General features: G+C 53.6%; 12 protein-coding genes. 8 read left to right on the forward strand and 4 right to left on the reverse strand.

From position 1 onward, the window contains the following. Positions 1-15 precede the first annotated feature (15 nt). The 6 genes from cydP (at position 16) to M5C71_RS13705 (ending at position 4560) form a co-directional block, all read left to right on the forward strand. Positions 16-177, forward strand: a complete 162-nt coding sequence (gene cydP / locus M5C71_RS33740; RefSeq protein ID WP_349292301.1) for a cytochrome oxidase putative small subunit CydP — start codon at positions 16-18, stop codon at positions 175-177. Then, positions 174-1760 carry a cytochrome ubiquinol oxidase subunit I gene (locus M5C71_RS13685; protein ID WP_248768046.1) on the forward strand — a complete coding sequence of 529 codons (1587 nt, stop codon included), beginning with the start codon at positions 174-176 and terminating at the stop codon, positions 1758-1760. Before cydP ends, M5C71_RS13685 begins: the two co-directional genes overlap by 4 nt. An 11-nt stretch (positions 1761-1771) precedes the next feature. Further along, positions 1772-2914, forward strand: coding sequence for a cytochrome d ubiquinol oxidase subunit II (cydB, locus tag M5C71_RS13690; protein ID WP_100939627.1), 1143 nt, complete (start codon positions 1772-1774; stop codon positions 2912-2914). A 12-nt stretch (positions 2915-2926) separates the two neighbouring features. Beyond that, positions 2927-3043, forward strand: coding sequence for a cytochrome bd-I oxidase subunit CydX (gene cydX, locus M5C71_RS13695; protein ID WP_100939626.1), 117 nt, complete (start codon positions 2927-2929; stop codon positions 3041-3043). Continuing rightward, positions 3033-3320 (forward strand): cyd operon YbgE family protein, encoded by a 288-nt coding sequence (locus M5C71_RS13700; RefSeq protein WP_247263099.1) that lies wholly within the window; start codon positions 3033-3035, stop codon positions 3318-3320. Before cydX ends, M5C71_RS13700 begins: the two co-directional genes overlap by 11 nt. A gap of 103 nt (positions 3321-3423) precedes the next feature. After that, positions 3424-4560 (forward strand): hypothetical protein, encoded by a 1137-nt coding sequence (locus M5C71_RS13705; protein ID WP_248768047.1) that lies wholly within the window; start codon positions 3424-3426, stop codon positions 4558-4560. Positions 4561-4954: 394 nt separating this feature from the next. On the opposite strand, the gene M5C71_RS13710 is transcribed toward M5C71_RS13705, so the two are convergent. Both M5C71_RS13710 and M5C71_RS13715 read right to left on the reverse strand, forming a co-directional pair. Then, the gene (locus tag M5C71_RS13710; protein ID WP_248768048.1) at positions 4955-5134 is read right to left on the reverse strand and encodes a Fic family protein; all 180 of its coding nucleotides are present in this window, start codon (positions 5132-5134) and stop codon (positions 4955-4957) included. Positions 5135-5237: 103 nt separating this feature from the next. Beyond that, positions 5238-5918 carry an ATP-binding protein gene (locus M5C71_RS13715; protein WP_248768049.1) on the reverse strand — a complete coding sequence of 227 codons (681 nt, stop codon included), beginning with the start codon at positions 5916-5918 and terminating at the stop codon, positions 5238-5240. A gap of 655 nt (positions 5919-6573) precedes the next feature. Between M5C71_RS13715 and M5C71_RS13720 the strand changes: the two genes are divergently transcribed. Further along, positions 6574-8181, forward strand: coding sequence for a site-specific DNA-methyltransferase (locus M5C71_RS13720; protein ID WP_248768050.1), 1608 nt, complete (start codon positions 6574-6576; stop codon positions 8179-8181). A 5-nt stretch (positions 8182-8186) separates the two neighbouring features. After that, positions 8187-10868 (forward strand): DEAD/DEAH box helicase family protein, encoded by a 2682-nt coding sequence (locus tag M5C71_RS13725; protein WP_248768051.1) that lies wholly within the window; start codon positions 8187-8189, stop codon positions 10866-10868. 523 nt (positions 10869-11391) lie between these two features. Here the strand turns inward: M5C71_RS13725 and M5C71_RS13730 are convergent. After that, on the reverse strand, positions 11392-11901 hold the full coding sequence (locus M5C71_RS13730) for a hypothetical protein (protein ID WP_248768052.1): 510 nt from the start codon (positions 11899-11901) through the stop codon (positions 11392-11394). A 104-nt stretch (positions 11902-12005) separates the two neighbouring features. Then, positions 12006-12314, reverse strand: a complete 309-nt coding sequence (locus M5C71_RS13735; protein WP_248768053.1) for a hypothetical protein — start codon at positions 12312-12314, stop codon at positions 12006-12008. Positions 12315-12530: the final 216 nt, after the last annotated feature.

Here is a 12530-nt window from a genome sequence, read left to right on the forward strand (position 1 = left end):
CTAAAAAAACCATTAATGAAGGAAATTGGCCTGATATTGCTTATCAAGCTCATCTTGTTGTTGGGGATCCGAAGCATCTGGTTCAGCGCTCCGGTCGAGGTCATGGATGACGGCGTCAAAGTAGGCCAGCACGTGCTTGGCCCCACTCCTACACCTCCGGAGAAGCCCCCCCAATGATCTCGGAATCAGTCGTCGACTTATCTCGACTGCAATTCGCTATGACGGCGCTGTATCACTTTCTGTTCGTCCCTCTGACCTTGGGTTTGACCTTCCTCCTGGCCATCATGGAGTCGGTCTATGTGATGACCGGCAAGCAGGTCTACAAGGACATGACCCGGTTCTGGGGCAAGCTGTTCGGCATCAACTTCGCCTTGGGTGTCACCACCGGCCTGACCATGGAGTTTCAGTTCGGCACCAATTGGGCGTACTACAGCCATTACGTCGGCGACATTTTCGGTGCTCCGTTGGCGATTGAAGGCTTGATGGCGTTCTTCCTGGAATCGACCTTTATCGGCCTGTTCTTTTTTGGCTGGGATCGCCTGAGCAAAGTCCAGCATCTGGGGGTCACCTGGCTGGTCGCGATCGGCTCGAACATGTCGGCATTGTGGATCTTGATCGCCAACGGCTGGATGCAAAATCCAATCGGGGCAGAGTTCAACTTCACCACTATGCGGATGGAGCTGACCAGTTTCAGCGCCTTGCTGTTCAACCCCGTGGCACAGGTCAAGTTCGTCCACACCGTTGCGTCCGGCTACGTGACCGGCGCGATTTTTGTCCTGGCTATTTCTAGCTGGTACCTGCTCAAGGGCCGCGATATCGGGTTCGCGCGGCGCTCCTTTGCCATCGCGTCGGCCTTCGGCATGGCATCGATTCTTTCGGTCATCATTCTGGGCGACGAGTCTGGGTATGAAATCGGCGATGTTCAAAAAACCAAGCTCGCGGCGATCGAGGCCGAGTGGGATACCGAGGCCGCACCTGCAGCCTTTACGTTGTTCGGGCTGCCGAATCAGGCCGAACAACGTACCGATTACGCGGTGAAGATTCCTTATGTCATGGGGATTATTGCCACGCGATCGCTAGACACACAGGTGACAGGCATCAAGGACCTGGTGGCCCAGCACCAGGTACGGATCCGCAATGGCATGGTTGCCTATGACCTGCTTCGGCAACTGCGCGCAGGGGATAAAAGCGAACAGACAGTCTCTGCCTTCAACGCCGTGAAAAAAGATCTGGGCTACGGTTTACTGCTCAAGAAATACACGGACAAAGTGGTCGATGCCAGCGACCAACAAGTCAAACAGGCTGCGCTGGACTCCATCCCCGGCGTATCTTCGATTTTCTGGACCTTTCGCCTGATGGTACTCAGCGGCTTCCTGATGCTGGCCTTGTTCGTCTGTGCGTTCTGGGCGTCTACCCGCAAGAACGAAATGAGCAAACCCTGGTTGCTCAAGTGGGCGCTGTTCAGCCTGCCGCTGCCGTGGGTCGCCACGCAAACCGGCTGGTTTGTCGCGGAGCATGGTCGTCAGCCCTGGTCTGTCGGCGAAATACTCCCGACCCACCTGTCCGCTTCAAGCATTTCGACCGGTGATGTCTGGGGGTCTCTGCTGGCGCTGGTCGCTTTTTACAGCGTGCTGTTGGTGATCGAGATGTACCTGATGATCAAGTTCGCCCGGCTGGGCCCGAGCAGCCTGCATACCGGTCGTTATCACCTGGAACGCGAGGCACCACTCGCCCACGCCACACAGCCGGCCCTGGTCTGAGGAGCACGATGATGTTCGACTATGAAAGCCTCAAACTGATCTGGTGGGTACTGGTTGGCGTCTTGCTGATCGGCTTCGCCCTGACCGATGGTTTCGACCTCGGCGCCGCCGCGCTGATGCCCTTCGTCGGCCGCAACGATAACGAACGACGGGTGGTGATCAACACCATCGCGCCGCATTGGGATGGCAATCAGGTTTGGCTGATTACCGCCGGCGGTGCCTTGTTCGCCGCTTGGCCATTGGTCTATGCCGCTGCGTTTTCGGGCTTCTACTGGGCCCTGCTGCTGGTGCTGTTTGCCTTGTTTGTTCGCCCGGTAGGCTTCGATTATCGGAGCAAACTGAGCAACACCCGCTGGCGGCAAAGCTGGGACTGGGGCCTGTTTGTTGGCGGTGTGGTGCCTTCGCTGGTATTCGGCGTGGCGTTCGGTAACCTGCTCCTGGGCGTGCCCTTCCAGTTTGATGACACGCTGCGCTCCAGCTACCACGGTAGTTTCTGGCAACTGCTCAGCCCATTCGGACTGCTCGCCGGCGTCGTCAGCTTGAGCATGCTCTGCCTGCACGGCGGCACGTGGTTGATGATGCGTACGGAGGGAGATATTGCCCGGCGTTCACGCCGCGCTGCTCAGCTGTTCGCGGCGGTTTATCTGCTGGCCTTCATCGGTGCCGGTCTCTGGCTCTTGCTGGGCAGCATCGAAGGGCAAACCATCACCTCCGCCTTTGAGCCCGGCATGGCCCTGAATCCGTTGAGCAAGACCGTCGCCGCGAGCAACCTGGGCTGGATGGCGAACTACGGGAAATACCCGCTGACCGTCATCGCGCCAGTAGTGGGAATAGTCGGGGCGTTGTTGGCCCTGCTTTCGGCCAGCGGCGGTCACAGTCGCTGCGCGTTCCTGGGCAGCAGCCTGGCCATCGTTGGCACCCTCTGCACCGCTGGTTTTTCCCTGTTCCCCTTTGTCATGCCGTCGAGTATCGACCCGGCCTCCAGCCTGACCGTATGGGATGCGGTTTCCAGCCGTATGACACTCAATATTATGCTGGTTGCCGCAACGATTTTCGTGCCGCTGATCCTCTGCTACACCCTTTGGTGCTACGCCAAAATGTGGGGCAAAGTGACCACCAAGCACATCGACGCCAACCCCCACGGCCTTTACTGAGGAACGCACACTATGTGGTATTTTGCCTGGATCCTCGGCGTCTTATTGGCCTGTAGCTTCGGCATCATCAACGTCATGTGGCTCGAAGCCACCGACACGCTGGATAAGGAGTCCGCGGGTGACCGCTGAAGCCGCACCGCGGTTGCGACGAGCCAGCAGCAGGGTCTTGTCCCTGCTGCTGGCCGTTCCATTGAGCCTGATTCTACTGATCCACCCCATCACCATCCTCAACGCCCAAGGTCACTACAACCACAACCTGCTGATGCTGGTCATGTGGGGCGTGGCCGCCGGGTATGTGCACGGCGTGGGCTTCGACCCGCGTGCGCGAGTGTGGCAAGTGCTGTTTCATCCGCTCGTGGCCTGGGGGCTGATGACCTTGGGCTATGCGGTGATGTGGGTGCATTAGGGAAACTTAGATGGGCGCCGCCTTTTCCAGTCACCTTTTCCGCAGGACGAGGACCTGTTGGCCGTCCTCGCGGGCTGATCCGCCGCGACACGGCGGGTGACCATTGTCAACCTGGCCATGGCCGCTGCTGATGCCCGGGGACCGTCGGCAGCCCCCGGCATTTTTGCTCGATACCGTGGAGCGCTTCCGGCTGGACAGGGAGATCAGGCGCTTCATCGAGCATCCCGAAGACGAGACGCCGGCAAAGGACGCCGATGTGCAACGCTATCTGCAACAAGTGGGACTGCAACTGATCTGGCCCACTTCACGGGTATTGCAGTTGTTCGAAGCGGGAGCCGCCAACCGGGTCGAGTACCCGCAAGACAGCGCCGAGGACTTGCCGCGAATCTCGGTGAGCGAGGCTCAATTGATGGCCGGCGACCTGTGGATCAGTGTGCTGAATCATCTGGACGACGAGCAGATCAGGGAGTGGCTGGGGGGCGACTACGTCTCGGCCGCAGACCGCCTGTTGGCGTTGAGGCGCAAAGCCGGCGAAGCCCTTGCCCGGCGCAGGAACGAAGTGTTCGACATCTGTTATCAGTTTCGGCAGCAGTCGGGCGATCCCCGGGTGCGGCAGGTCAGAAGGTTCTTTGCCGATCTGCCGACCTCCATGGTACGAGAGCTGATCGCCCGGGCTGACGAGGACGAGCTTCGTCAGTTGTCCACGGCGCAGGTGGCACCCCCGCGGATGCTCCGGGATGCGCTGTGGTATCGCCAGCAGTTGCGCTTGAACCGCGCGTACGAGGGGCTCTACCTGGCGTCGGCGGCCGGAGAGGACAGCGATGTGCTGGTGCTGCACACCCTGGAAACCTTGCCTTGCTGGCCCGGCTGCATGCGTATCGAGGTGCGCCAGGACAGCCCCGCGGGGGCCTTGCTGGACAGCATCGGGCTTGAGCAGGCCGAGTTGCAGCGGGTGCTGGTACGGGCGGATGGGCGCTATCGGGTCTACAACGGCCTGGGCCGATCATTGGCTGAGGCAGTGGATATGGTCACGGCCTTGCGGGCGGCCCTGCCCAAATCGGTACGCAGGACACTGGACATGCCGCTTGAAGCCGATGCCAGTGTATTGAGGGCCCTGCTGGTCGATCACACGCCGTTGCCACGCGTGCAATTGCTCGCGGCGTTGGGAATGACTGCCGTATCGCCGCCGGTGGCGGCCATGGCAGGGTTGTCGCTGAGGGGCTTGCCGTCGAGCAGGTAGCCGTCGTGAAAGGCCTTCGGGCGGTTGGCGGTGGTGTTCCGGGCCCAGCGGTTGAACGGTACGAGCGCGCGGAAGGCCCGTTGATCGCCGTACAGCAGGTAGTCCAGGCCGACTCGCCAGGGATGTTGCATTACGTCGGTAGTTATAAATATCTACCGACAAAACACAACGGCATCGTTATGCGCGAGCGGGTGGTCCAGAGCTACCACGAAGCACAGTTTTAACCCGAGCCGCCATCTCAAGAGCCTGGGGAGTAGCGACAGATCCCATTGATCAAGCAACCAGCGCTGGATGACTAGCGCTCCACGCGGTGCGAGCAGTTGTCTCCCTGTACCTGGGGCGAAAATGTGCAAAGCGCTGCATTGTGCTGGCGCAAAGGCGTGGTTGTCCGGGCTCAGTCGTCTGAGGGGCGTTGTTCAGCCTTTAGCGCTCGGCCGGCTGCGGTCAGGCGATAGCGTTGCTTGCTGCTGTTGGGCTTGTCTGGAATGGTCATCTCGACCACGCCAAGCGCCAGCAGCGGGGCCAAAACCTGTTCGCGGAACTTGCTGCGGTTGCTGCGCCCGACGAAGGTCATTAGCTCTGGCGCAGTGTGATCGCCTGTCATCCTGCACAGCAGCGTTACCTGCTCTTGCTGCAAAGGCAGGCGAGTTTCGGCCTGTTTTCCTTCGACAGCGGACTCAGTCCCTACTTGGTCCCGACTTAGTCCCTGCTTGGTCCCCATTTGGGCCCGAAAGAGGCCCTTTTTCAACGGCGCGCTGAATCACCACCTTGAACTGATTACTCTGCCGGTCGTCCTCCAGCCGGATCATCGGCCAAGCATCGGTAGCGCGCGGGATGCCTGTGCCCAAACCGCGATAGGGGAGAATGTGCACAGCATGGGAGGTAAGCGTCGGGTTACGACGGTTGGACAGGCCGAATCGAATTTTCTCGGTATCGAGCACGTCAGGCAGGTGCCCGGGGCTGATCAGTTCGATGCGATCGGCGAAGATCATGATCCGGATGGAGGCGCTGACAAAGTAGTCGCGGTGGATCAGGGCATTGACCAGCAGTTCTTCGAACACCTCCTCCGGCACTTCCAGTTGGCCGAGGGTATTGAAGCCCTGCTGGCGCTGCACGTGGCGTAGGTTGCGCTTTATGAAGGAAAGGCTGCGTCGGTACTGCTCCTGCAGATTGCCGTCGATATCTTCGCTGTCTAGATAGTGGCGGTCATGCAGCACCGTGCCCGGAAACGCCACGGCCTTGATATCGAACGCCGGGCACAGACGTTGTGGCGCCTGGCCGAAGAGCAGCAAACCGGCCAAATTGGGTGTGCCGCCATTGGCGAGCCCAAGATTTTCCAGGATGCGGGTGGTTTCCAAACCTGTCTGTTCTGGGCTTTGTCGAAAGCGTCTTTGGAAGTACTCGCCAAGCGCCTTGGTGTCGATATCGCCAGCAAACTGGCTCCTACTGGTGGGGCGAGTGGCGGCAGGGTTGGCCCGAAAAATCAGGAGCCCAGATGCAACAAAGCCCGCACAAGGCGGGCTTCGTTTTGCTTCGTTTGATGGGCCGGGGTAATCTGAATTGATTTCGTAAGCTACTGATTTTTAAGTTTTTTTATGTGTATTTTTTTTGCTTGGAATACTCTTTGGAATACCGAGTCCCTTTGCAATGCTCTGAGGCGTGATCGACCGAGCCGATGAGGTTCCTCCTGATCCGGAGGACTCGACCAAATGCCTTTAACGTTGGGATCGGCCCACAATCCCTCCAGCTCTAGCCATTCGGTTTTAGGTTAGCCCGGCTTGTGGGCGGCGTTATTGTGACATTTAGGCCTTATTTTGCTGGCGATTATGGCTTGAGCTATTTTTGTCCCCCCATTTGTCCCCCCATCTGGAATGCGCATCTCACCGTCATCGCTTAGCGCCGAATGCTGATGCTGAAATCTCTGTCGTCATTGCCCTCGGATGAGACACGCGCTGCCTCACTAAGGCAAAATGCAGGCCATGCAACGAGCCAGAACACAAGGAACAGCTGCAAATGCCTACATTGACCTGGGTTGGCAAGGATAAAGTCGTCAATCACCATCATGACGTACCATTCCGTGTTCTCAACCGAACCGAGCAGTTCCGTTCGACTGCGGCAGGCGCGCCAACGAATACCTTTAACAACCGGATCATTCAGGGCGACAACCTAGAAGCCTTGAAATCGCTGCTGCCCGAGTTCGAGGGACAGGTGGATTGTATCTATATCGACCCCCCTTACAACACCGGTAACGAGGGATGGATCTACAACGACAATGTCAACGATCCAAAGCTGAAAAAGTGGCTAGGCCAGGTTGTGGGCAAAGAAGGCGAGGATCTCTCACGCCACGACAAGTGGCTATGTATGATGTATCCAAGACTGAAGCTTTTGCACCGTCTGTTGGCTAAGGATGGTTTGATTTTTATCAGTTTAGACGATACCGAGGCCAGCCACGCCCGCGTGATGCTTGATGAGATGTTTGGCTATGGGAACTTCATGGCCGCTATCGCTTGGGAAAAGCGGTACACGCGAAGTAACAACGCCAAACTTTTTTATTCGCTCAAAGACACAATTTTGGTTTACCGCAAAAGCTCGCACCTGACGGAAGTCAAGGAAGGACGGACGGCGAAGGCTGATGCAAATTATAGTAACCAAGACGACGATCCTCGTGGTCCGTGGATGACCTCCTCCTACGTCAATCCAGCAACCCGTGAGCGTCGGGCGAATTTAGTCTATGAGATCGAGGCACCTGACGGTCGGATCATCGAGCATCCGACCCATGCCTGGAAATACTCGTATGAGGAACACTGCAAGCACAAAGCTGAAAAGCGTCTTTGGTGGGGCCAAAATGGTGACGCGATTTACCCCCGGCTGAAGCTGTATTTGTGGGAAGCATCTGGGATGGTTCCTGTTGACCTTTGGTCCTATCGGGACACGGGAACCACTGATTTAGGGGGGCAGGAGATTAAAAGTATCTTCGGCAGTGCCGTGTTCGATACACCGAAGCCTACAACCCTAATAGAACGCATACTTAAAATTGCAGCAGCTCCGAATGCAATTGTACTTGATAGTTTTGCCGGTTCCGGATCAACAGCGCATGCGGTTTTAAAACTAAACGCCGAAGACAAGGGTAATCGGCGGTTTATCCTGATTGAGACTATGGATTACGCTGATACCATCACAGCGGAGCGCGTCAGGCGCGTTATGAACGGATATGGCGAGGGAGAGGGGCGAACTCTTCCCCTTGGCGGGGGATTTGATTACTTCACAATCGGTGAGCCAATTTTTGAGTCGGAGGACCAGCTAAACGAAGAGGCTGGGGTTCAGGCAATTCGTGACTATGTGGCATATGCAGAAGGTATTCCCAACGAGTATCGGACAGACGTCGATAATCCATTTTCGCCACATGTTTTGGGGCTCAGTCCTGATATGGCATGGATCTTTAATTACTCTCCGGGAGAAGCTACGTGCCTGAATATGGATTATCTAGCGACTCTTAATTTTGGAGCTGAAAAGCCACCGAGGGCGATTGTTTACGCCGACCGTTGCTTGCTAACCAAGGAATTCATGATGCTTCACGGATTAACGTTCAAAAAAATCCCTCGCGATATAACGAGGTTTTGAACAAAATGGAACTTAAAGATTACCAGGGTAAAGTGATTTCGGACTTGACAGGATATTTGGCTATTCTGTCTGAGTCTCAAGACTTGCGTACGTCCTTCGCAGATTATTGGAGACAAAAGGGTATAGCTGCTGAGCCTTACAAAAATAACGTACCTGGCGTTCCACACGTTTGCGCCAAAGTACCAACAGCGGGCGGAAAAACCTACATCGCCGTAAATGCCCTAAAAAGCATTTTTGATGCTCTGGCTACTAAACATCCTACGCGGCCTCAAGTAGTAGTTTGGCTCGTGCCTACGTTAACTATACTTGATCAGACAATTGAAAATCTAACAGATCCTCACCACCCTTACCGTCAACGCCTCAATCTTTTATTCAGGAATCGAGTCGCTATTTACGAGCGGGCCGATTTGTTAATGGGTGCTGGGTTTTCTGCTGATACGGTGAAAGAACAACTGTCCATAGTTGTGATGTCGTTTGATAGTTTGCGGGCGAAAAATAAAGAAGCCAGAAAGATCTATCAAGATAACGGCTATTTGGCCTCTTTTCTTAGTGACGGCCATGACGCCGATTGGTTGCTGCCTGATCACGACGCTTCATCTTTGATAAATGTTATCAGAGGGCTAAAGCCTGTAGTGGTGGTGGATGAGAGTCATAACGCAGAGACCGACTTGTCGGTGGAGATGTTGGTTAATTTAAACCCCCATTTCATTTTTGACCTAACTGCTACACCTCGCAATAATAGCAATATAATCAGCTACGTAGATGCCATGGCTCTCAAGAAGCAGCATATGGTTAAGTTGCCTGTGATTGTAGCCAATCGGGGGAGCAGAACCGATGTTATCGAGAGCGCAGTGATACTGCGTCGCCAGCTCGAGCAGTTGGCACTTGAACAGGAAAAAACGGGCGGAAAATACATTCGCCCGATTGTGCTATTTCAAGCACAGCCTCGGACAGGGGAGGATAAAACCACCTTCGAGAAAGTCCGTGAACAGCTAGTGAAAGCTGGAATTCCAGAGGATCAAATCAAGATAAAAACGGCTGAGCTGAATGAGCTGAAAGGTCTTGATTTGATGAGCCGTGATTGCTCCGTGCGTTACATCATTACAATTAACGCTCTCAAAGAGGGTTGGGACTGCCCATTCGCTTATATACTGGCTTCGCTGGCAGACAAGTCCTCTGCGGTAGATGTGGAGCAGATTCTCGGTCGCGTGCTCCGTATGCCTCACGTGCAACAACATGGCCATGATCTACTAAATTTGTCTTATGTTTTTACGGCCAGTAATCGCTTTTCGGACACTCTTCAAAGTGTTGTAAAGGCTTTGAATCGAAGTGGGTTTTCGAATAAAGACTATCGTTCAGCTGACATCCTTAATGCCACTCCAAGTCTGGCGCCGACGCCATCTACCTCCGATATCTTCGAGTTGCATCAGCCTTCTATAGGTTCAGAGCAGTCCCCATCAATTAGTACGACCAGTTCGGAAGGTCAGCCGCCGAGTAATGAGTTAGATGAGGACTGGCCTGAGGTCCCACTGGTCGTCGCGAAAGACCCAGAGACGACGTCTATAGCGCCTTCAGCAAGCGATGCGTCTGTTGCCTTTGTAGAGGTCCTCAAGAAACAAGCGACGATAGAAAATAAAGAATTCGAGGCCAAGGCGGCGGTAGCTAGTGACGTGCCGGTCGAGCTGGAGGAAAAGGTGAATCGGCACAAACTCAAAGAAATTTTCAAAGAGGACGCACTCTCTTTGCAGATACCACAGTTTTTTGTGGAAGTTGCAAACAGTGGATGGTTTTCTGAAAAAGATGAAATGCAGCTACTTGAGCGCGATGAGCTGTTGCAAGATTTTCGATTGGACACGGCGGACGCTACAATCAGTTTTGAAGATGTAGTGGCCGAAGTTTATCGAGTCGATCTTGAGCAGTCGGGAGAGGGTGACTACGCACCAAAACCCTTTAAAGTCGACGCAGCTGGTCGCCAAAAATTTAACGACTTGATTGTTTCATTGTCTCGTGAAAGCCAGATTCGTGACGTTGCGGCTCGTCTTGCTGGTCTGATCGGTAATATGTGGCCGATAACGGACCCAGAGTTACGCAAATACGTTTCTCGAATTATCGAAAGCTTTACGTCAGAGCAAATTCGCGATTGTCTTGATCGTGATGTGGCTTATGCTCGTAAGATCAAGGTCAAAATTGAGCAGCTAGCTACCGCGCATGCACAGACGGTATTCTGCGACATGCTAGATTTAGATAAAATCAAGGTGCTACCTAGCTTCACTATACCCGAATTTATCATCCCATCTGCTAATGCCCCATCACTACCGAAGAGCCTTTACACTACGGAAGCGTCGATTGGCCAATTTGAGGCCCGTGTGATCGAAGCCGTAGCCAATCTTGAGAGCGTTCAATGGTGGCATCGTAATTTGTCCAGAGGTAAAGGTTTTCGAATAAACGGTTTCATCAACCATTATCCGGATTTCGTAATTAAGCTAAAGTCTGGAAAAGTAATAATTCTTGAGACCAAGGGCGATGATCGGGATAATTCTGACAGTGCTGCCAAGCTGAAGCTAGGGAAGCTCTGGGAAGCGAAAGTTTCACAGGGAGGATATCGCTATATGATGCTGTTCGAGAAAAATGCCATTGAAGGCTCCGAGACATTGGCCAATGCATTGAAAAAAATCGGACAGCTTTAACGCCTGGGCAGAAAAATTGACTTGGTGTTTACGTGAGCGGTGCAGGTCGGAAAGCTAAGCTAGAGCCGCTCAGATGTATTGAAAAATTAGATGCCACAAGCCACATGTTTTCAATGCTTGAAAGCGTAATTCTGAAGGTGATTTATTGTTGGAGCTTTGTCAGCGTGTCATAAACCCCACGTTCAGCCCCGCAGTTTTATTCCCGATGCTGCGCTCCCGATCTCTTTCAGGAGCCAGCAGTCATTATGCGTCCCGATGCCAAAGTACGGTCGACCATCGAGCGTATTAGCTATGGCGGTACTTTGGGAGCTTAAGGGTTGCAGAGTGCGCAGTGGCTTATCAATGATAAGCTCACTCGTCGGGGACACGCAGCCGAGTGCGAAGGCAGCTCTACTCCGTCGATGATTGAGGTGCTGAGCCTTTTCAGGCGCAGCAATGCTGTTTCTAGAAAGCGCCAGATAACGGCTCGATTTAGAAGGGGGAGCTGAAATGCTAACGACCAACGGTGGTGCCTACCCTGGGGTTATTTGACTTCGCCGTTGTAGAAAACGGTCGGTTGACCTTCTTTCTTTACTGTCAGCTTGTTGCCCTCAGTGAGAGTTTCGACATTTTCAGAGCAGCCATCGATCTGCTTTTTACCAGTAACCGACTCCGATTCGCTGTCATAGGTGAACGCATAAGTAGTGGCAGGGCAGCTCATGCCATTTTCGCCTGTTGAAACAATAAGCAGATACTTCTCGCCGAAAACATAGGCTTTCTCGACGCCGATGTAGCCTGTGTCATCAGGATTGTCGACTACGAAATCCATGACATTGACTGCGCCAGTGCGCGATTGGTAATTGATTGCCTGACCGCCCATTTCACGGTTACTGAAAGTGAAGATGTTTCCCACGCCCGAACCGGAAACAATAAGCGGCTTATAAGTGACGGATGGCGCTGCTGGTGCAGAGGTGGTTGGGACCACTGACCCCGACTGTTTGTCGCAACCAACCAATACTAAAGCAGTCAGTGAGATTGCGTAAAAAATATTCATATGCGTCCTTGTTTATATGGATTTCGGTTTCGTAGCGCTATTTGGGATTTGCGGTTTTCGTTGAATTTCTGGGAGGTTGTTGGCGTAGTGGTTTATATAAAGAGCTAGAAGGAGTAAGTGAAGTTTCCATGATCGGTGTTAACTGAAAGCTCTTTCACATTGCATCCGAAAGTGGAAAACATAGTTTTCCCTCCGAATACGAAGTCTATTGATCTTGGTCCGCTATTGTAACAGTTACCTCGATTTATCTGAAAGCTTTCAAGTTTTACTTTGTCAACGATTGCTTCTAGAAAAATTGCAGGTTGGCCGCCCGTCTCGCCAAGAGATACTTCAAAAGGTGGGGTTTTAGTCTGGCCGCATGCAGAGATCAGTGTGAAAGCGGCGAGTAATATAGCGTTGATCAGGATTTTCATTTCTATACCTTTGGGGGTGTGGGGGCGTAATATTTTCAATGGTATTTAGATGAATGTTTTTTCTGAGAAATTAGTTTCGATATTTCTTCGTTGGTAATGCTAGAGGCCGAGTAAACGCCAGTATCCATTATTAAATTCCTTCTTGTTTATAGCGGGCTTGTCAGGTTGTCATGCTTGACTAGATGAAATGAAAAATCTGATTTTTCCACCGGCGAC

The organism is Pseudomonas sp. MWU12-2345, assembly GCF_023242385.1.
GTDB classification, from domain to species: Bacteria; Pseudomonadota; Gammaproteobacteria; order Pseudomonadales; family Pseudomonadaceae; genus Aquipseudomonas; species Aquipseudomonas gingeri_D.

Excerpts from the sequence above, each read along its gene's own strand:
- cydP (WP_349292301.1), top strand. The coding sequence starts at position 16 with ATGAAGGAAATTGGCCTGATATTGCTTATCAAGCTCATCTTGTTGTTG.
- M5C71_RS13685 (WP_248768046.1), top strand. The coding sequence starts at position 174 with ATGATCTCGGAATCAGTCGTCGACTTATCTCGACTGCAATTCGCTATG.
- cydB (WP_100939627.1), top strand. The coding sequence starts at position 1,772 with ATGTTCGACTATGAAAGCCTCAAACTGATCTGGTGGGTACTGGTTGGC.
- cydX (WP_100939626.1), top strand. The coding sequence starts at position 2,927 with ATGTGGTATTTTGCCTGGATCCTCGGCGTCTTATTGGCCTGTAGCTTC.
- M5C71_RS13710 (WP_248768048.1), bottom strand. The coding sequence starts at position 5,134 with ATGACCTTCGTCGGGCGCAGCAACCGCAGCAAGTTCCGCGAACAGGTT.
- M5C71_RS13720 (WP_248768050.1), top strand. The coding sequence starts at position 6,574 with ATGCCTACATTGACCTGGGTTGGCAAGGATAAAGTCGTCAATCACCAT.
- M5C71_RS13725 (WP_248768051.1), top strand. The coding sequence starts at position 8,187 with ATGGAACTTAAAGATTACCAGGGTAAAGTGATTTCGGACTTGACAGGA.
- M5C71_RS13730 (WP_248768052.1), bottom strand. The coding sequence starts at position 11,901 with ATGAATATTTTTTACGCAATCTCACTGACTGCTTTAGTATTGGTTGGT.
- M5C71_RS13735 (WP_248768053.1), bottom strand. The coding sequence starts at position 12,314 with ATGAAAATCCTGATCAACGCTATATTACTCGCCGCTTTCACACTGATC.